The sequence below is a fragment of the Halogranum amylolyticum genome (assembly GCF_900110465.1).
Lineage (GTDB): Archaea > Halobacteriota > Halobacteria > Halobacteriales > Haloferacaceae > Halogranum > Halogranum amylolyticum.
Window position 1 is genome coordinate 36,120 of the sequence record NZ_FODV01000017.1, and the last position, 17,727, is coordinate 53,846.

Consider the following 17,727-nt stretch of genomic DNA (forward strand, 5'->3'; position numbering starts at 1 on the left):
AAGATTTACTCCGCCCACGGCCCCAGTTTCTTAAGAATAAATAACAAAACAGCTGGCTGCGATAGTCTAGATATGCAAGCCGCCCTCATCGACGGAATCCTCGAGTCGTTGCGGATCGGCGTCGGGTTTCTCTGGACGGCGGCGTGGGCGATCATTATGGGGCTCGTCATCACGAGTCTCGTTCAGGTTTACGTCTCGAAAGAGCGGATGGCCAACGTACTCGGAGAGGGGAATCTGAGTGGCCTCACGAAAGCAACCGTATTCGGCGCGGCAAGTAGTGGTTGTAGCTTCGGCGCGGTCGCCATTGGGAAGGGGCTGTTCAAGAAGGGAGCGCACACGGTGAACTTCTTCGCGTTCATGTTCGCCTCGACGAACCTCATCGTCGAACTCGGGCTGATGATCCTCATCCTCCTTGGGTGGGAATTTCTGGTTGCAGAACTCCTTGGCGGCGTCATTCTCATCGCCGTGATGGCGGTCCTCGTTCATCTGACTCTCCCAGAGAACCTCTTCGAGCAAGTACGGGAGGAACTGAATCAACGCGATCACGACCAAGGGATCACCGAGGACCCGACCTGCGGGATGGAAGGCAAAGACGAATACTCGCTGGTGACTGACGGGGGCGAGACACTGAAGTTCTGTTCAGAAGGTTGCATGGAAACCTACCAGCAGGAAGCCGCAAGTAGCGGCGGTTGGCACGACGAACTCCTCTCGTGGGGCGGGTGGTACAAAGTCGGGAATCAGTATCGCAAGGAGTGGTCGATGATCTGGACGGACATCATAGCAGGCTTTCTCATTTCGGGGTTCGTCATCGTCTTCGTCCCGCAGTGGGTCTGGAACACGCTCTTCCTCCAGGGCGATGGATTGTTAGTGAGCGCAGAAAACGCCATCATGGGTGTAGCGATCGCCGTCATCAGCTTCGTCGGGAGCATGGGGAACGTTCCCTTTGCGGTTGCGCTCTGGGGCGGCGGCATCAGCTTCGCCGGCGTCATCGCGTTCGTCTACGCCGATCTCATCACCATCCCCGTCCTGAACGTCTACCGGAAGTACTACGGCTGGAAGGTGATGCTGTACATCCTCGGTATCTTCTTCGTGACGATGGCGTTCACAGGCTTTCTCATGGAGGAACTGTTCAGCGCTCTCGGCATCGTCCCGAATCTCGCTGGCGGGGAGACAGCCTCCGAACAGACGTACTTCGAACTTAACTACACGTTTTACCTCAACATCGTCGCGTTTGCGCTCTCTGGCTTCCTCCTCTACGTCTATCGCCGAGGATTGGGTGCCCCTGGCCAGTACCGTGATCCCGTCTGTGGGATGCGGACCGACAATAGCGGGCCGAGTCTCACTCACGGTGGCGAGACGTACTACTTCTGTTCGATGCGGTGCAAGCGATCGTTCGAGAAGCACCCATCCGAATTCGTACATCAACACCCACAGGTCTCAGAGACGGGGGCTTCCCAGAGTCATGAACATCACTGAATGCCACGGCTTGATGCCAAGGATCGCGGCCAAACAACCCCGAGTCTTGTCTCGGTTAATCACAACTGGTACACCGATGCCTCGCCAATTCTCGGGTATGAACGGATATACCGGCCGATCGAGGTGGGATGAATGAATCGACGGAGAGCCGATGCAGTAGTCGGTGGCTTGGTCGCTGCCGTGCTCATCGTCGGCGGTACGCTCAGCTGGCAAGCATACCAGCAACAGCAAGCCTTCGAGCAAATGGGATCGATGATGGGCACATCGATGGGCGCGGTTCACGGAACGAATCCGCTCTGGTACGTCCTCGGGACCTTTCTCGCCTCGGCTGTCATCGGTGGGGGGTATCTCGTGGTTCGGGACGATCTCACCAATACAGACGTTAACGTCCACTCGCAAAATGAGATGGCGAGTCCGACCGGCCCCGAGAGCGCCGACTCATCGGAGGAGGCCACACGACCAGATGGGGCCATCAATCCAGAGTCTCAGCCACAGGCTCGCGTGTTAGACCTCTTGCCGGATGACGAACGTCGTGTCCTCGAACCAGTCATCTCCTCGCCCGGCATTACGCAGATCGAATTACGGGATCGCTCAGACTTCTCGAAGAGCAAGGTCAGTCAGACGGTCAGTGCCCTCGAGAAACGTGGACTGTTATACCGCGAGCGTCAGGGGCGGACATATCGTATTTACCCGAGTGACGACCTGCGGCAGAGTCAGAGCTAGCATTTGCTAGCGCCTGTCGACCAGTTTTGTAGTTGGGCGTCGTATACACCCATGTGTAATCGCCACGTCCCCCACATGATAGCGGACTACGAAGCGGCGAGGCTCGAAGCGGATGAAGAGGGACCGAAGAACCGGACACCCGAGACACGGAACAGAAGGCGAGGGATCAGCCCGGATTACTGGCGACTCTCAGGAGCCGACTCGCTCGATAATTCTCGGTTCAGGTCATTCCCACTTACTGTCCCGAAGGTCAGCTCGTGAAACCACACCTTTCGAAGACGCTGGCTTCTGATTTGAAAGAGCAAATGCAATCAACCATACTATCGTAACTCATCCTATGGGAGCGGATACCCACCACCCTGACCCGCTCAACGATAGTGGCGGTGATGATTCCCGCCACCAGCCGTTACCCTCGCTGGTCGCGCAAGTGACGACGGTTGGTGTGTACGCGCTGATCACCGGCGTCTTTCTCATGGGCGTATCCTTTCTCACGAATCCGATCCCCGATCCGTCCTTTCCGTGGGCAACACTCCCCGAGTCGCTCAGAATTGCCTACACGCAACCCCGAATCGAACACTGGCCGGTCTCTTACACCGTCGGCCTGTGGCTGGTGGTCTTCACGCTCCCCCTCGTGCTGATAGGCGCCTACCACCGATACGGACCCCGACTCTCGCTTCGGCCGAGTACGTGGCTCGCAGCCTTGCCTATGACGGTGATGCTCGTATTCACTACCTACTGCCGGTTCTTCTGGCCCAAGCTCCAGCCGCCGACGTGGAACGCCCCCTCATACACGCTCGTCTGCTGGGGCTACTGCTCGACATACGACCCGCTCTGGAGCAACCTCGCATACGCGGTGGCAGCCCTCGGGGCGGGTGCTACGTACCTCGCCTATCGAGAGTCGTCGTACGCGAAACACGCGCTCGCGACGTTCGGGATCCTCGCATTCCCGCTCGGTGTACCTGCCCTCGTCGACGCCTATGGCCGACATTGAACGTAGGCTGACCCCGCAAGAGCAAGCAGGATGGTGAATTCGAAGGGCATCGTACGATGAGGTGCCATGTCCCTTGCAAAAACGGTCTCCAAGATCGACCACCTGAGCGACGAGCAGCGCGAGGCATCGAGATCTGTAACGAGGCAGCCGAGGTCTGTGAGTGGTGTGCCGACGAATGCCTCGGTGACGAGGAGATGGAAGAATGCGCCCGGCTCTGCCTGACATCGCCGATATCGCCTCGCTGCACGCCCGCTTCATGGCTCGCGATTCAAACTACAGCCCTCAGCTCGCCGAGGCCTGCGCTGGTGCCTGTGAAGAGTGTGCCGAGGAGTGCGAGCGCCATGACGCCGACCACTGCCAGGTCTGCGCCGAGGTCCTCCGGGAATGCGCCGAGAGCTGTCGGAACATGATGAGCGCCTGATGGCCGTCTGAATAGCACTCGAATCGGCGATCGGTGTGATGCTGATTTTTGACGATTATAACCAGTGCAGTACAGTCAGGAGGTACCGGAACCCCCTCTCCGAACTGGCGATGGTTTGACGCGGTTAGAGTTCCGGAACTGCTGTAAACAGGAGAACGAACGCGTTCACGGTCAGCAGCGCCAGCACGACCCACTGGAAGATACGCTCGGGTATGTGGTCGAAGATGTAGACGCCGACCCACGCACCGAGGAACACCATCGGAACGGCTATTGCGGCCTCGATCATCAGCGGCGTCGTCACGGCCCCCGTGTACGTGAGGCTCCCGAGACGATACAGCATGAGCGTGCCGAAGAAGGCGGTGAACGTCGCTTTCATCTCTTCACCGCTCCAGAATCCGCTGGCGGACATAAACGCGCCGTAAACGATCATCGGCGGGCCGGGGACGGCGACGGCACCGCCGAAAATCCCCGCAAGGAGACCGGCCGTCGCGCCGACGATCTTCCCCGGTCTGTAATCCTTGTCCTCGATCCAGTCAGTGACGACGTCGAGTTGCTGGGTCGCGCCGACGATGATGACCGCGAGCACGAGAACCGCCCCGATAGCGACGCGCATCTGTGCCTTGTTGAACTGGCTGAACACGTAGATTCCAAGCGGCATCCCGACGACGAGTCCGCCGACTGGAACGATCCACTTGCGCCAGTCGAACGCGTCCCGGACGCTCCACCAGACGCGGGCGTTGCTCACGACTGCTGTCGCGGTGAAAATGATCGAGGCACTCGAAGGCGACCGGAACAGCGGCATCAGCCCCATCGACACCTGCGCGAAGCCGAACCCGGCGATCCCGTGAATAACGGACGCAACGAGGATGACGACCGCAGACAGCCCCGTCGTTACCCAGTTAGCTGTCATCGAGACCACCTCGACGTTCGAACAAGCGCGTACATCTCTGCTCGGCCAATACTACGGCCTTCTCTCTTAGGCAAGTTCTCCCTAAGAAGCGTAAGGCCAGTGTCTCACTCATCCTTCGCACCTGCCACTAGAACGCACTACGAGACTGTTTTCCAAACCGAACTCGACCGGTCTCGGATTTCAATCGAATATGTAGCCGATAGCGAACCCATACGTGGTCTTGTTCGGTCTTTCGAATTTCAACCACAACTTATGAACAGTCAACGGTCGTGTCTACAGTCGCGTCACGATGAACTAGGACGAGACATCCGTCGGCGAGTGGCAATCCCTAGACGGTGACCTGCGCGCGACAGCACAGGTGACCCAGACGTCGTCTTCGCGCACGTCAGCGACCTCTGCGGACAGCTCACGCCACGCTACCAGGTATATTACGACAACCCAACGTGGAAGCCGAACTTCAAGTTCGGAGACGACGACCGCGTCATTGAGCGCGGTGGCGGGATTCCCCTGCTCGCAGCCAAACTCGGCGAACTTCGCGAAGACTACGAGGTCTGTACGTTGATGAGCGGTGATACGTTTCATGGCTCCGCCGTGACCACTTACACCGACGGGCGGGCGATGCTCAAGCCCATCAACAAGCACGTTGCGCCCGACGTCTATGTCCCCGGGAACTGGGATTACTCGAACGAGGCCGCCGAGGACGGCAACTTCGTGGAACTCATGAATGACCTCGACGCTATGGTCCTCGCGAACAACCTCTACGACTGGGAGACTGACGAGCGGCTGTACGACGCGTACCGGATCCTCGAGGTCGGTAGCCTCTCTGTGGGCGTCGTCGGGATGACGAACGTCTACGTCGACCGGATGGCTCCTTCGTTCTACGAGGGGAAGTACCGCTTCAGCAAGCACCCCGCACTCCTCGAAGAGTCCGCGCAGGCCGCCCGCGAGGACGGCGCGGATGTCGTGGTCGCGGTCACCGAGATCGGCCTGCCGTGGATGGTCCAAGCGGCCAAGGACTGTGCGAGCGTGGACGTGATGTTCAGCGCGCACACTCACGAATACACCTACGACCCTATCGTCGTCAAGGAGACCGAAACCGTCGTCGTCGAGTCCGGCATGGGCGAGGCGCTCGGCCGCGTGGACCTCCGCGTCCAGGACGGAGAACTGCAGTTCCGCCATCACCTCTACTGCCTGACCGAGAACGGCGAGCACACGCCGGAACCGGACGCCGACGCAGCGGAGACAGTCGAATCGGTGCGTGCGCCCTTCTTCGAGGGTCTCCTGATCAACGGTCGGCTTCCAGAGGATCTACCGAGGTTCGAAGTGGCAGAAGGAGAGCGAGTGCGCCTCCGGTTCGTGAACGCCGGCAGCGCGACAGTCTTCGGTGTCCGGATCGCAGGCGACGAAATGACGGTGACCCACGCCGATGGTCGACCTGTCGAACCCGTCGACGTGGACTCGTTCGTCTTCGAAGCCGGTGAGCGCTACGACGCCGTGATTGAGGCGACGAACCCGGGCACGTGGGCCGTTCAAGCGGATGCACTCGATGGAAACGAACCACCAGCTACAGCCATCGTCGAGTACGAGTCAACTAGCGGAGGGAGCCCATAGCGCCCGTCGTCGGCCAGTAACCGGCTGCAGTACGGGGATTTGCAGGCGATCTCCTCGCTCGATGGGGTGAGTGGAGAGCCGGATCGAACGTTCGATCTGACGCTCTCACGCGGCAGGGGCCAATCATACACGTGAACGATAGACGGGCAGGCCTACCCGGACGCAGACCCGCTCCAGGTCCGGCCCGACGAACACGTTCGGATTCGGATGACCAATCAGAGCCCATCCGATGCACCTTTATGGCCACTTCTTCCAAGTCGGCGATGCAATCAAAGACACAGTCATCGTGCCCGGGCATAGAGGGCAGGTGACGATCAACTTCCACGCCGACAACCCCGGCCGGTGGTTGTTCCACTGTCACAACCTGTACCATCTCGATGCAGGGATGGCGCGTGTCGTGAGATACGTCGAGTGACCCGGTTGAAGACCCGGTTTCAGCCCGTTCACACTGCCGTTCGTCTGGTCGTGGTCCTGTCTGAGAGATGGGTTGAGTGCCAACCCGGCGAATTCGAGCTGGATGAACGATTCTATTCCTGGAAAACGTTTAGAGTGACCTATACACGTTCTCGAACGTTTTCCTATGCGGATTCACACCCACGTCGATAACTCCCGAGCAGTCCTACGACTAACCGAGGAGAAAGACAATGACCAACTTCACACTCGGCCGCTGGCTGCTCGTGGCGCTCGCGATCGTCGGACTCGCGTTCGCCGCCCCCGTGGTCAGCGCACACGGCAACGAAACGACCGCAGACGACGCGCCCACGGACAATGCCACCGCAGATGAATGGGCCACTTGGATGGAGGCACAGATGACCGAACACATGGGCCCTGGTAGCGTCGAGTGGATGGAGTCGCACATGGGTGTGACCGTCGACAAGATGGCCCAGGACATGGCTGACGAGGAATACCACGACGGGGCTGACGACGAGTACCACGGCGGGATGTACGGGCAGGGCCACTGCTGACGGCCCTGACCGTTTCGATCGCTCCAACTGAATACCGCGATTCACCAACTCAAGATAATGACGCAACTCACCACTCACATCGGACGCACTGCTCGTCGACTTGCGATGCTCGCCGTCCCGCTGTTGGTCGCGGCGACTGGAACGGCTGCTGCCCACGGTAGTGGGAGCTACGGCGGCGGCATGATGGGCGGGAGCGGCTGGGGGCTCTTCGGCGGAGCGATGGGGCTCTGGGGACTCCTCTGGATGGGGCTCCTCATCGCCGTCCCGCTCTACATCGTCTATGCACTCCTCAACCGAGGACCCGGCGGGAACGACGAGCAATCGCTGTCGGTTCTCCGCGAGCGCTACGCCCGCGGTGAGCTCTCGGATGACGAATTCAATCGACGGCGAAAACAGCTCGAACGCACCGAATGACTGGAACAGTTGCTGTTCCAGCCGATACATCACACTCCCAACGCCCGCCGTTGCGGCACCCAACCGTTAACCCCGTGGACGGGGCATAATATCTCATGGAATACACAATACAGACTTCAGTCACTGGCGATTTCGACGACGTCGTCGACACGACAATCGCAGCGCTCGAAGACGAAGGATTCGGCGTCCTCTGTGACATCGACATCCAGGCGACGCTCAAGGAAAAACTCGGCGAAGAATTCCGCCAGTACCGCATTCTCGGTGCGTGTAATCCCCCGCTGGCATACGAGGGACTGACCGAAGAAATCGAACTCGGCGCACTCCTCCCGTGTAACGTCATCGTCTACGAAACCAATGACGGCGATATCGTTGTGAGTGCCGTTGATCCAAAGCAATTGGTCGGCATCGCGGACAACGATGCGCTCGACTCGATAGCGACTGAGGTCAACGAGCGTTTCGAGCGTGTTCTCTCGGCCGTTACCGACGAACTAGGATCCAAGTCGGAGGCCTGATCTCGATGTCTTCATCGAACCAGCTTGACACCACGACCATCGTTCTCCTGATCCTCGGAGCGATCATCTTGCTTCCGTTGCTCACAATGGGGATGGGATTCGGCGGGATGATGGGTTACGGCGGGATGGTGGGTCAGTATGGTGGTACTGGCGGGTGGTGGCCGTTCATCGGGATGCTCGTCCCGATCATCTTCCTCCTCATCCTCCTCGGCGGTGGCTACCTCGTCTTCCGGCGCATGAGCGAAACGCAGACATCTCGAAATCCCGCGATGGAGGAACTCCGCACGGCATACGCTCGTGGAGACCTCACTGACGAAGAGTTTGAATCCCGCCGCGAGAGACTCGAACGGTCGGAGTGAGCCAACGAGTACGCACCAAGGTGCGTATTCCCACGCCTACGTGATCGAATTCGTGATGCTACTCCCGATCACCACTGTGTGAGCGCGCCTTCGAATCGAAGAGATGGAGGTCTCTCAGCTTGCGATACTGAATAGTAATGTGCTTAAGTCCCAATATCGTAGAATACTATGTGACCGAAGTCATCCTCTTCACCCAAGAGACGTGCGGAGCATGCGCAACACAACGGGAGAAAAACGACGGCCTCGAGGACAAGTATCCGAACGTGGATTTCCAGGAGGTCGACATCCAGAAACACCTGGAAACGGCCGAGGAATACGGCGTCCGGAAGACGCCGACGACACTCGTCTACGCGAACGGTGAACAGACCGCCGAATTCATTGGCATCGTCGACCGGAACGACTTGGAGTCAGCTATCGAGAGCGCGACCCAGCAGTCATCTGGATTCGCCCAGCGCCTCGTTGATGTCGTGCGTGGATAACGAACCAGCGACCGATTCAACTCATATGACGAACTATAGTCGACGTCAGTTCCTGGGAGTGCTCGGTGCCGGCGCAGTCGCCAGCACAGGCCTCTCTCAGCCAGCCAGCGCACAGGAGACGCCCGTCGTGAAGATGGGCAACAACTACTTCGACCCGATCGGGCTCCACGTCGAACCCGGCACGACCGTCCGCTTCGAGATAGCAGCCGGTGCACACTCGGCAACGGCCTACGAGAACCGGATTCCATCCGACGCCGGCGCATTCGATAGTGGGACCATCTCGTCGGGAGAGTTCGAGTACACGTTCGAGGAACCGGGCACGTACGACTACTATTGCATTCCGCACAAGTCGGTCGGGATGGTCGGTCGCATCGTCGTCGGCAGCCCTGGCGGTCCAGCCGAAGGGAGTCCGATTCCGGACGGTGACGTGCCCGAGAGCGAAGCGATCGTCGAACAGGGGGCGATAGCGTATGGGTCCAGCACCGGAGGTGACGGGAGCTCAGGTGGCGGAATGAGGGGGACCGGGATGGGTTCTGGTCCTGGAATGATGAACGGCCGGAACGGTGGATGGTTCGGTGGGCTGCCGTTCGTCGGCGGGGGACTCGGAATGCTGGGGCTGGTCGGCGGACTCCTCTACTGGGCACTGGGTCGAGGTGACGCTCCTTCCCGGAGTGATAATTCCGCGATGGAAACCCTCCAACGTCGTTACGCACGAGGCGAGATCGACGAAGAAGAGTTCCAGAAGCGTCGTGAACGGTTGGAGACTGGGAGAGAAGACGCATTTCGGTAAGGCGCGGTGTCGTCGCCATCTCTACACGCCTGAGGTCCCTCGCTCAGAAGTCCTTTGAAGACCTGTTCCTACGCCGAGGTACTCCACTACGGACAGAAGTCCGACTGCTCCAGTCCGAACGCGTCGATGTCGTTGTGGTCCGTCACGTTCGACATCTCCAGTGCTCTCGCCTGGTCGACACCGAACGGGGACGAATTGCGCGCAAGGTCGTAGTGAGTGCGCCCCGCGAGACGACGGTCGGTAACATCGCACAGACGGTGGGTGACGCTATCGTCACCGATGAGACGAGGTCGACTAAAAATTACTTAAAACGGATATTCTACGCCGCGGAGACAAAGAACCCCTTCTGTCTCCCTGAGCGAAAGTCCTGCAGCGCAAAATCGGACGGCAAACGCCCTGACCCGAGTCGAGTTTCACGACGAACTCAAAAAAAAGCGACGAGAGATGGACGCCACGATAGTTTGTATCGATCAAACCAAGAAATCCGTGCAAGTTGAACCGCGTGCCGCGTGGTTTCCGCGCGGCACGCGTCCATCTGTCGAACTCTCTGGGCAACGTGACTGGACGTGCTTACTCGGCGCGTTCACAGCGGCTGTGTGGCCAACACGAACAGAATAAGCGTCGCCAACTCAGCGAGAACATACCGACTCGTGAACAGTGGGCCCTACGTACCGTCGTTGGATTGGATGCCCTGGAAGACAGCATCCGCGGCAGTGTGTTTCGCGTCGTCTTCGACGAAGGCCGCATAGAACGCCCCGGTGTCGATAAACAGTGGTGACGGCGTCGAGGTCATTCAGCTGACTTCCCGTAGAGGATTTCGTCGACGCGCTCGGACGTATCTGACGGCTCTCCCGCTGTGTAGGTCTGTCGGGTGAAAAACGGGTCATCCGAATTGATGTCCGTAGTAATCGTCTCCCGATCCGCAAGCCACCACACGACAGCCCCGGCACCGACCTTCCGGCGTTCGACGCGTCCTTCTTCGGTCAGTCGCGTCAGCTTCTGGCGGGCCGCCTCAGATGAACACCCGAGATGCTCGCCGACCTCCTTTGCAGTGACCACTGGGTCGCTGCTCTGCCGCATCATGGCGAGAACGTCTTCGAGGGGTATCGTCTCGGTATACTGCCCCCGGTCGTTTCGGTCTCGCTTTTTGCTCATACAGTCGCGTACGAACTGCGACGTCGTAAGCCTATTGTTGCGTAACAACAGGGAGAACGCTTATCACCTGTTGGTCCGTAACAACTGGTAGAGACAAACCAGTCCCTCAGGGGCGTGTTGAAACGCCCGAGTGCTAGAAACACTCGGACTGGCTGTCTATGGACCAAACAACCATCCGAACGAACATGCTGTCGACACTTGAGCGTGCCGCACCGACTGCAGTACGTGTACAGACACAGCCAACGGACGCTCAAATGCCGAGATACGATTCCTACTGCACTCACTTCCCCGGCTCGTACCCGATCACTGTTCTCGAAACCACAGCAACCGGAACGCTATACGTTGAGTATGCAGTCACACCAACCGACACAGGGAGTGTTGCAATCGGACTAGACCGACCACTCGAAATCAAATTTGATGGACTTGGACTCACTGAAGACGCCATTGATGGCTATATCAAACATGCCGCCGGCATCTGGCAGGCCATGACCGGCAGGGCCCCAACCACGCTCGAGTACGACACCACGATGTACGACTCAGCGGCCGATGACCCGGCTGCCTCGATGGACGCTTGAAGTAGCATCCGGCGCGAACGGATCGGTTGGTTCCGATGTCTGACAGCCGTCGTCCAAGGTTTCATGTGCTATCTTGCCCATTTTCTTCGTAATGCGTCATTCCCAGACACCACTGACGCCGCGTGAGCAGGCTGCATTCGAGCGACTTCGAGGGGTTGTCGATGAGATGAATGCGGGCTGTCAACGTGAGGCCGCAAATACAGCGGTAGCTGAGACCGGCTTCGAGGCTGACGAGGCGGTCCAGTTGGTGGACCGATTGCTCTCGAAAGGGTATCTGTATGCCGTTCAGGACGACGTTCGGATTACGTAGTCACGTCGCTCGGACTGGCAGTCTCAGAGAAGGACACGTCGAGAGCTCAACTGCTATGGAAGCGATTCGCAGGCAACACCATCGCCATCCCCATCGAGACGGTGCGGGTCACCTGAGGACCCGTCTAGTACCTGTTGCGCTTGATTCTGTGTGTCGAAGTGCGAACAGTCGTAGTCACCGTCTGCCGGGAGTGGGGGGATGTCACTGCTCGAACTGTCGCTTTCCTCGCCTGCAGGGGTGTCCGTCGGGGTCGATGGATCCTCGAAGTCCCACAGCCCTGTCGAAGTCCGTTGGGCGGTGCTCTCAGCCGACCGGAACGCACTGCGCTGGGAGAACGAACTGTCGTACATCCGAGCGTAGCCATCGGTGAGCAGACGCTTGTTGAAGTTCTCACTATCGACGTAGATGTAGACGAGCAGTCGTCCGTAGTACCCACGACGGTCAGCCTGCGCATCGACCGTGATGCGGACCACCGTCCCTTCGAGTTCGGCGTCGGCGAACTGCGTTGCCTTCTGGCCCCAGTTGTAGAGGTGGTCGCGCCCAGCAGTCGTGTCCGGGATGCCCTCAAATTCGTCGGGTGAGACTCGACCGAGGGTCGTCTCGGGGGTGTCGACACCGAGGAGCCGAACGGTGTCGGTCTCCCCGTTCGGGAACCGAACCTCCATCGTGTCGCCGTCGATGACACGGGTCACCGTTACCGTCCACTCGGTGCCCGTCGCCGGCCCACTCTGAGTTGGCGACGCAGTTGGCGTCGGCATGGGTGTCGGCGTGGGCGTCGCGGTTGGGGTTGCTGCCGCCGTTGCTGTGGGAGTCGATGTTGCGGTTTGTGTTGGTGTTGCCGCCGCCGTTGCTGTCTGAATCGATGTTGAACTCCCAGTTGGTGTTGATTTTTCTGAAGCACCTGCGCTCTGAGAAGAGCCCTGATCCGATGAGTCTCTTGATGTGGCAATCGGAGTCGGTGTTTGTGTGGCGACAGTTTCCCGACTCACGGACGCTGAAGATCCCTGTCCGTTAGCAGCGGATGACGCTGCATCTGCTGCCGGAGAACTATCGGTTGTGGTTCCCTCACTTCCGCTGGTAGAACTAACTGGTCCGAGTGCGCCTCCAACCACTACCAGCAGCGCCATGAAAACGGCGAACGCTGCAATCCCAGAGTAGGCGAACATCGGCCCCGCTGACGAAACCCCGTCACCAGACACACCAGGGAGATTCTGCAGCCGTGATGCAGAGATAGCGTCCGCCATCCCTCGGTAGTTGTTCGCAACGCCAATGAGGATATAAATCGGAGCTAGGAAGAGAGTGAGAGGAAAGAAGAGCAGGTAGACGCAGCCAAGGAGTAGATTACGTTTTGTACTCCCCGGTTTCATCAACGGAATATACGAGAGGAGCGTGTTTGTGCTCCCAGCTACAGTCATAATGATCTACTGTATTGTCTGTGATTAAGACTTGTGGCAGAGGATTCATTTTGGACGTGCTCAGTGACGTACTCATCAAACGACAGTCCCGCACTCGAGGCCGCGAAGGACCGTGCGTCGGGAGTATGCGGTCGACTGCTTGCTACGACGGCTGGCATCGGTGGGTGTAGGTGAATGTCCGACGCATCGGCGACAGCGACGCGGAGTCCTTCTGACCGACCGTCAACAGCAGGTGTTCCTTGCAGCCGTCGAACAGGGGTACTACGAGACGCCACGGCGGGCGACACTGACGGATGTCGCGGAGTCGATGGAGATCTCGAAAGCCACGGCAAGCAACATCCTCCATCGGGCCGAGGGACGAATCGTCGATTGGTTTGTCGCCACCGCAGTACAGTAATCACTATTCTTTAGTGCCGCCGTTCAGGGTGGGCCACGTAGTCTTCAGGGAACCGCTCGCGTACCATCTCAACGGTTATTTCCGCTGCATGCCGAGCCTCATAGGGACGATCGTAGAAAGAGAGATCCAGAATCCGAGCTGGTGGGAAGATCGCACAGAAGTCTGCGCCGACGCCGGCGACGTGCTGCCAGATGCTGATGGCAACCTGGTTCGAGATACCGACGTAGAGTCGCCGCTCTGCGGTGCTCGCTTCTCGCGGCCACGTTACCGAGTGCTGAAGACCGAGTTGTGCTCGGGCAGCGTGATCTGCCCCGGGGCTGTTCGTACACTCAAGGACGTAGACAGCATCGGTGCGTCCACTCCAGTCGGCCAGCGGCTTTCCCTTCGGAGATCAGCTGTTCCTGTTTCTGGTCGTTGTCGTCGCGCCCCTCGGGATACGATCGGAAGACGAGCGTTCCATCACTCCCGTGATTTGCGGAGACATTCCCCTGCTCGTTTACGGTAACCTCGCCGTCACCGACAACAATGAACGTCACTTTGGTGCCGTCCTCAGTGGTGACGACTACACGCTGATCGTTCTCGCTTTCAGCTTGAGAGGACCGAGAGACGTTAACGGTAACGTACTGTGAATTGTCGCCTGAGCGGACGACGAGGATCCCTCGGGAGTTGTCGTGGGCCTGCATTGTCGCGCCACTCTCGGCCGTTACCGTCGCACTGACTTCTGTCTGAGAGTTGAGTGACAGTTCCGCCCCTGAGAGTTCCGTGAGTGCTGATAATCCCACGCCAGCACGAACATCTCCCTGGCTCTGTGCATTGCTCTGTGATTGCACCTTTACTGATTGAAGGATGGTCTCTCCGTTCACCGAGTAATCAACAATCGCACTGCTAGCTGTTTCGAATTCGATGTGTGTACCGGCATACGCTTCACCTTGCTGGGTCGCTGCTGTGGCTCCAACTGGAACAGTACTACTCACGACGAGGCAGACGATCAGAAGAACAACACGGGTAGTATTCATTGTTTCTGGTAACTGGACTATTCTAATACATATTATTTTTGATCTTATAAAAATAATATAAATTGGGGTGTTTTGTCACTGGCAAACCGCCGACTACGAACGGTAGAGAAGCGAATACCGCATCAGAGAGAAGATCTTGATACGCGATTGCGGCGACGGGCAGCCCCAACGTCGGTGGATGGATCGAAAACGAATGTGCATGTAGGAAAAGAGCCCTCACCGGATTGGTACGGAAGAGAATCTTCGCTCCTTTACTCCGAGGTAGTACTCGAGATCGCTCTCATCAGTCACTGAAGGCAACGAGAAACCAGGAAAGATATGTTGTGTGGTAACATTTTATGACAAGCGGCCATTGGGAAGGCCGTACCGGAATGCCACTCCCGATGGGAGCGGCCCCGGGGCGAGTCTCTCCCATCGGCCGTTTCTACAGATAAACTAGGTGAGGACCTCGGAGTTTGAACCCGAGGATGATGCCGACACGGAGTTTCGTAATTCACCGATAGGAAGCATATACGCACCCGAGTCCCGGTCTGCGTGAACAGCTGAGTTCAGTCGTTCTGTGACCGTTACTCATACCTCAACACCCGGCAATTCGTCACTCACGGCCTCAACCGAACACGGATACTCTCACGGGGCAAACTCCTGCTCGGTTCGCCCGTAGAGCTGAGCTCACCTTTCACGCAATGAAACGTTTCACGAGATAGTTACACGTTCTCCGGGTGCGTAGCAGATACTCGAGGAATCATGACCCAGACAACCATCGCCATACGCGACGGCCCACCGACTACGATGCCCCAGGAGACCGTTGAGGCGTTTCAACGGCGTCTTCGCGGACCATTGCTCTCCCCCGAGGACGACGGCTTTGAGGAGGCCGTGCGACTCTGGAACGGAATGATTGAGAAGACGCCGGCACTCGTCGTGCAGCCTACGGGTACGGCTGATGTCGTAACTGCAATCGACTTCGCCCGCGAGCACGACCTTTCGCTCTCGGTAAAGGGCGGCGGTCACAACATCGCCGGGACCGCGCTGGTCGACCGCGGTCTCACTATCGATATGTCCCGGCTCCGCGGGGTCCTTGTCGATCCCGAGGAGCGGACCGTAACGGCCCAGGCCGGCTGTCTTCTGGGCGACGTCGACCGGGAAACCCAACTCCACGGCCTCGCCACGCCGCTGGGTTTTATCTCCGAAACCGGCATTGCCGGCCTCACGCTCGGCGGGGGGTTGGGCTACCTGACCCGTCGGTTCGGATGGACAGTCGACAACCTGGTCGAAGTCGAAATCGTCACCGCGGACGGCGCGGTCAGGCGAGTCAGCCGCGAGGAGAACGAGGACCTCTTCTGGGCGATTCGCGGCGCTGGCTCCAATCTTGGCGTCGTCACGTCGTTTACCTACCGTCTGCACGAGGTCGGCCCAACCGTCTACGGGGGTCTCATCGCTTGGCCCGCAGAGCGGGCTGACGAGATACTCGAGGTCTATCGGGAGCTCACCGCCAAGGTGCCTCGGGAGCTGACGGTATTCCTGCATCTTCTCCGGGCTCCTCCGGCCCCGTTTGTGCCCGAGGAGGCGCACGGTAAGCGGATCTGCGCCATGGCCGTCTGCTACAGTGGTGACCGTAACGACACCAGGGAGGTACTGGCCCCAATCCGAGCACTGGACGATCCCGTCGTGGACCTACTCCAAGAACAGCCGTACACCCAAGTGCAGTCCTATCTCGATGCGACCGAGCCGAAGGGTATGCACTACTACTGGAAGACCGAGTTCGCCGCCGAGTTGAGCGCCGACCTCCTGTCGACCATGCGGAATTTAGCCGCAGAGTGCCCCATCCCGGGGGCGCAGATAGGCTTTCTGCACATCGGTGGGGCCCTCAACGAGTTCGACCAGGATGACGGAGCCGTCGGCAACCGCGACGCCCGCTTTGCGTACGGCGTGATTGCCCAGTGGGAGCCCGACGACCCCAACGCGGAGGAATTCCAGCAGTGGGTCCGCGACGCGTGGACGCAGTTCCGTCTGTTCTCGACTGGCGGCAATTACGTCAACTTCCAGACCGCCGACGAAGGCGATGATCGCGTTCGGGGGATGTACGGTGATAACTTCGACCGCCTTGTGCAGATCAAGACCGAGTACGACCCGGACAACCTGTTCCGTTCGAATCGGAACGTCAGTCCGGACCCGGAAGCGGAAGCCCCGTGAGGAAGAGTAAGCTACCACGGCCTGAAGGCCGTGGCATTCAGCGTGGACTCCCACTCAAGCCAAATCAGGCACGGATGTGACTCCGTTCGTGTTCAGCATCCCGCTGTTCAAGCGCACGCCTACAGGTGCGCCTCTCTCGCCTCCAGTTTGGTTGCGAAGGAGTTTCAAACCGATGTTCTTCGAAGCGTTGTAGTCTGCGTGATTCTCGTACCCGCATTGCTGGCACGCGAACGATTCGAGACGGCGATTCCCGTCGTGGGTGAACCCGCACGTCGAACACCGCTGTGAGGTGTACGCAGGATTCACCTGCTCGACCGAGATACCGCGTTCTTCGGCCTTGTATTCCACGTTCTCGAACAGGCGTCGGAACGCCCACTCGTGGAACTTCCGAGCGTTCGGCATTCGCTCTCGAATATGGGTCAGATTCTCGAACGCGATGTGCGAGCAGTCGTTCTCGACGGCCTCCTCGATAATCTCGTTTGCAATGTGGTGTAGCTCCTGCGTGAACCGACCTGTCTCTGTCTCGCCAACCGACTGGACGTTTTCGTGTGCCCACCGCGTCCCACACTCCTGAAGCGACTGACGTCGTTCGACATACTCTGTTCGCCAATGGGTGAGTTCGTTGGCAGACCAGAACACCCCTGTCGAGGCGACAGCGATGTTCTCAACCCCGAGGTCGACACCGAGAACCGTTCCGTTCTCGGAGTGGTCGGGGGCGTCCACATCCGCCTTTGTTCGGATGTGGAGGTAGAGCCCGTCGTCACGTTCGTGGAGCGTCGCACCTGTCCGTTCGTAGTCGTCGTTGAACAGATACTCTGCGTGGCTCTCAGTTTTCGAACGGTTGCGAGATCTATCTGTAAGGCTTGAGCATCCTCGATGAGCAGCCGCCTATTTCGGTAGGACCCTCGTAAACTCCAAAGGCTGTTAAGAGAACGACGACCGGCGAGCAAAGCGCCGGTCGTTGGGTGCCTGAGATACGCACACCAGACGATTCTCCCGATTAGTGACAGTGCGCGTC

The 17,727-nt window shown here is 58.8% G+C and carries 18 protein-coding genes and 5 pseudogenes; 16 read left to right on the forward strand and 7 right to left on the reverse strand.

Annotated features, from left to right (window positions below; translation table 11 throughout):
- Positions 1–72 precede the first annotated feature (72 nt).
- The 4 genes and pseudogenes from BSG17_RS20030 to BSG17_RS28535 all read left to right on the forward strand — a co-directional run bounded on the left by BSG17_RS20030 (position 73) and on the right by BSG17_RS28535 (position 3,611).
- Positions 73–1,476 carry a permease gene (locus tag BSG17_RS20030; protein WP_089827184.1) on the forward strand — a complete coding sequence of 468 codons (1,404 nt, stop codon included), beginning with the start codon at positions 73–75 and terminating at the stop codon, positions 1,474–1,476.
- A gap of 132 nt (positions 1,477–1,608) precedes the next feature.
- Complete coding sequence (locus BSG17_RS20035; protein ID WP_089827185.1) at positions 1,609–2,199, forward strand: helix-turn-helix transcriptional regulator; 591 nt, start codon at positions 1,609–1,611, stop codon at positions 2,197–2,199.
- A 337-nt stretch (positions 2,200–2,536) separates the two neighbouring features.
- The gene (locus BSG17_RS20040; protein WP_244531632.1) at positions 2,537–3,190 is read left to right on the forward strand and encodes a hypothetical protein; all 654 of its coding nucleotides are present in this window, start codon (positions 2,537–2,539) and stop codon (positions 3,188–3,190) included.
- A gap of 66 nt (positions 3,191–3,256) precedes the next feature.
- A pseudogene (locus BSG17_RS28535) lies at positions 3,257–3,611 on the forward strand (four-helix bundle copper-binding protein).
- Positions 3,612–3,735: 124 nt separating this feature from the next.
- On the opposite strand, the gene BSG17_RS20050 reads toward BSG17_RS28535, so the two are convergent.
- The gene (locus tag BSG17_RS20050) at positions 3,736–4,521 is read right to left on the reverse strand and encodes a sulfite exporter TauE/SafE family protein (protein WP_089827226.1); all 786 of its coding nucleotides are present in this window, start codon (positions 4,519–4,521) and stop codon (positions 3,736–3,738) included.
- Between the two features lie 340 nt (positions 4,522–4,861).
- Between BSG17_RS20050 and BSG17_RS28725 the strand changes: the two are divergent.
- From BSG17_RS28725 to BSG17_RS20090, 7 genes and pseudogenes are all read left to right on the forward strand, one after another.
- Positions 4,862–6,547 (forward strand): annotated as a pseudogene (locus tag BSG17_RS28725) (multicopper oxidase domain-containing protein).
- Positions 6,548–6,776: 229 nt separating this feature from the next.
- On the forward strand, positions 6,777–7,097 hold the full coding sequence (locus tag BSG17_RS20065) for a hypothetical protein (RefSeq protein WP_089827187.1): 321 nt from the start codon (positions 6,777–6,779) through the stop codon (positions 7,095–7,097).
- A gap of 57 nt (positions 7,098–7,154) precedes the next feature.
- A complete protein-coding gene (locus BSG17_RS20070; RefSeq protein WP_089827188.1) occupies positions 7,155–7,511 on the forward strand; it encodes an SHOCT domain-containing protein in 357 nt (118 codons plus the stop codon).
- Between the two features lie 95 nt (positions 7,512–7,606).
- The gene (locus BSG17_RS20075; protein WP_089827189.1) at positions 7,607–8,023 is read left to right on the forward strand and encodes a DUF302 domain-containing protein; all 417 of its coding nucleotides are present in this window, start codon (positions 7,607–7,609) and stop codon (positions 8,021–8,023) included.
- A 5-nt stretch (positions 8,024–8,028) separates the two neighbouring features.
- The gene (locus BSG17_RS20080) at positions 8,029–8,382 is read left to right on the forward strand and encodes an SHOCT domain-containing protein (RefSeq protein ID WP_089827190.1); all 354 of its coding nucleotides are present in this window, start codon (positions 8,029–8,031) and stop codon (positions 8,380–8,382) included.
- Between the two features lie 170 nt (positions 8,383–8,552).
- Positions 8,553–8,861, forward strand: coding sequence for a thioredoxin family protein (locus tag BSG17_RS20085; RefSeq protein WP_089827191.1), 309 nt, complete (start codon positions 8,553–8,555; stop codon positions 8,859–8,861).
- A gap of 25 nt (positions 8,862–8,886) precedes the next feature.
- A complete protein-coding gene (locus BSG17_RS20090) occupies positions 8,887–9,651 on the forward strand; it encodes a plastocyanin/azurin family copper-binding protein (protein WP_089827192.1) in 765 nt (254 codons plus the stop codon).
- Positions 9,652–9,959: 308 nt separating this feature from the next.
- Here the strand turns inward: BSG17_RS20090 and BSG17_RS28970 are convergent.
- Positions 9,960–10,061 (reverse strand): annotated as a pseudogene (locus BSG17_RS28970) (IS6 family transposase); the annotation flags it as partial.
- A 1-nt stretch (position 10,062) separates the two neighbouring features.
- On the opposite strand from BSG17_RS28970, the pseudogene BSG17_RS26330 reads away from it, so the two are divergent.
- Positions 10,063–10,239: pseudogene (locus tag BSG17_RS26330) on the forward strand (transposase); the annotation flags it as partial.
- A gap of 76 nt (positions 10,240–10,315) precedes the next feature.
- Here the strand turns inward: BSG17_RS26330 and BSG17_RS28360 are convergent.
- Together BSG17_RS28360 and BSG17_RS20095 are read right to left on the reverse strand one after the other, a co-directional pair.
- Positions 10,316–10,444 (reverse strand): hypothetical protein, encoded by a 129-nt coding sequence (locus BSG17_RS28360; RefSeq protein WP_280141202.1) that lies wholly within the window; start codon positions 10,442–10,444, stop codon positions 10,316–10,318.
- A complete protein-coding gene (locus BSG17_RS20095) occupies positions 10,441–10,806 on the reverse strand; it encodes a FaeA/PapI family transcriptional regulator (RefSeq protein WP_089827193.1) in 366 nt (121 codons plus the stop codon). Before BSG17_RS20095 ends, BSG17_RS28360 begins: the two co-directional genes overlap by 4 nt.
- Positions 10,807–10,964: 158 nt before the next feature.
- Between BSG17_RS20095 and BSG17_RS20100 the strand changes: the two genes are divergently transcribed.
- Together BSG17_RS20100 and BSG17_RS26335 are read left to right on the forward strand one after the other, a co-directional pair.
- Entirely contained in the window at positions 10,965–11,381 is a 417-nt protein-coding gene (locus BSG17_RS20100) for a hypothetical protein (protein ID WP_139246726.1), read from the forward strand.
- A 91-nt stretch (positions 11,382–11,472) separates the two neighbouring features.
- On the forward strand, positions 11,473–11,691 hold the full coding sequence (locus BSG17_RS26335) for a hypothetical protein (protein WP_139246727.1): 219 nt from the start codon (positions 11,473–11,475) through the stop codon (positions 11,689–11,691).
- 53 nt (positions 11,692–11,744) lie between these two features.
- Here BSG17_RS26335 and BSG17_RS20105 read toward each other — a convergent pair whose 3' ends face one another.
- The gene (locus BSG17_RS20105; protein ID WP_244531634.1) at positions 11,745–12,383 is read right to left on the reverse strand and encodes a thermonuclease family protein; all 639 of its coding nucleotides are present in this window, start codon (positions 12,381–12,383) and stop codon (positions 11,745–11,747) included.
- Between the two features lie 883 nt (positions 12,384–13,266).
- Here BSG17_RS20105 and BSG17_RS20115 point away from each other — a divergent pair.
- Positions 13,267–13,503 (forward strand): helix-turn-helix domain-containing protein, encoded by a 237-nt coding sequence (locus BSG17_RS20115; protein WP_211609245.1) that lies wholly within the window; start codon positions 13,267–13,269, stop codon positions 13,501–13,503.
- Between the two features lie 329 nt (positions 13,504–13,832).
- Here the strand turns inward: BSG17_RS20115 and BSG17_RS26340 are convergent, their stop codons facing one another.
- The gene (locus BSG17_RS26340) at positions 13,833–14,519 is read right to left on the reverse strand and encodes a hypothetical protein (protein ID WP_139246728.1); all 687 of its coding nucleotides are present in this window, start codon (positions 14,517–14,519) and stop codon (positions 13,833–13,835) included.
- A 744-nt stretch (positions 14,520–15,263) separates the two neighbouring features.
- On the opposite strand from BSG17_RS26340, the gene BSG17_RS20125 reads away from it, so the two are divergent.
- On the forward strand, positions 15,264–16,709 hold the full coding sequence (locus BSG17_RS20125; protein WP_089827199.1) for an FAD-binding oxidoreductase: 1,446 nt from the start codon (positions 15,264–15,266) through the stop codon (positions 16,707–16,709).
- A gap of 54 nt (positions 16,710–16,763) precedes the next feature.
- Here the strand turns inward: BSG17_RS20125 and BSG17_RS20130 are convergent.
- Positions 16,764–17,531, reverse strand: a pseudogene (locus BSG17_RS20130) (RNA-guided endonuclease InsQ/TnpB family protein); the annotation flags it as partial.
- Between the last annotated feature and the right edge of the window lie 196 nt (positions 17,532–17,727).

Bases quoted from the DNA above. Each gene is read 5' to 3' on its own strand.
- BSG17_RS20065 (WP_089827187.1), top strand. From the start codon at position 6,777: ATGACCAACTTCACACTCGGCCGCTGGCTGCTCGTGGCGCTCGCGATC.
- BSG17_RS28360 (WP_280141202.1), bottom strand. From the start codon at position 10,444: ATGACCTCGACGCCGTCACCACTGTTTATCGACACCGGGGCGTTCTAT.
- BSG17_RS20125 (WP_089827199.1), top strand. From the start codon at position 15,264: ATGACCCAGACAACCATCGCCATACGCGACGGCCCACCGACTACGATG.
- BSG17_RS20080 (WP_089827190.1), top strand. From the start codon at position 8,029: ATGTCTTCATCGAACCAGCTTGACACCACGACCATCGTTCTCCTGATC.
- BSG17_RS20075 (WP_089827189.1), top strand. From the start codon at position 7,607: ATGGAATACACAATACAGACTTCAGTCACTGGCGATTTCGACGACGTC.
- BSG17_RS20095 (WP_089827193.1), bottom strand. From the start codon at position 10,806: ATGAGCAAAAAGCGAGACCGAAACGACCGGGGGCAGTATACCGAGACG.
- BSG17_RS20050 (WP_089827226.1), bottom strand. From the start codon at position 4,521: ATGACAGCTAACTGGGTAACGACGGGGCTGTCTGCGGTCGTCATCCTC.
- BSG17_RS26335 (WP_139246727.1), top strand. From the start codon at position 11,473: ATGCGTCATTCCCAGACACCACTGACGCCGCGTGAGCAGGCTGCATTC.
- BSG17_RS20100 (WP_139246726.1), top strand. From the start codon at position 10,965: ATGGACCAAACAACCATCCGAACGAACATGCTGTCGACACTTGAGCGT.
- BSG17_RS20070 (WP_089827188.1), top strand. From the start codon at position 7,155: ATGACGCAACTCACCACTCACATCGGACGCACTGCTCGTCGACTTGCG.
- BSG17_RS20030 (WP_089827184.1), top strand. From the start codon at position 73: ATGCAAGCCGCCCTCATCGACGGAATCCTCGAGTCGTTGCGGATCGGC.
- BSG17_RS20040 (WP_244531632.1), top strand. From the start codon at position 2,537: ATGGGAGCGGATACCCACCACCCTGACCCGCTCAACGATAGTGGCGGT.
- BSG17_RS20035 (WP_089827185.1), top strand. From the start codon at position 1,609: ATGAATCGACGGAGAGCCGATGCAGTAGTCGGTGGCTTGGTCGCTGCC.
- BSG17_RS20090 (WP_089827192.1), top strand. From the start codon at position 8,887: ATGACGAACTATAGTCGACGTCAGTTCCTGGGAGTGCTCGGTGCCGGC.
- BSG17_RS26340 (WP_139246728.1), bottom strand. From the start codon at position 14,519: ATGAATACTACCCGTGTTGTTCTTCTGATCGTCTGCCTCGTCGTGAGT.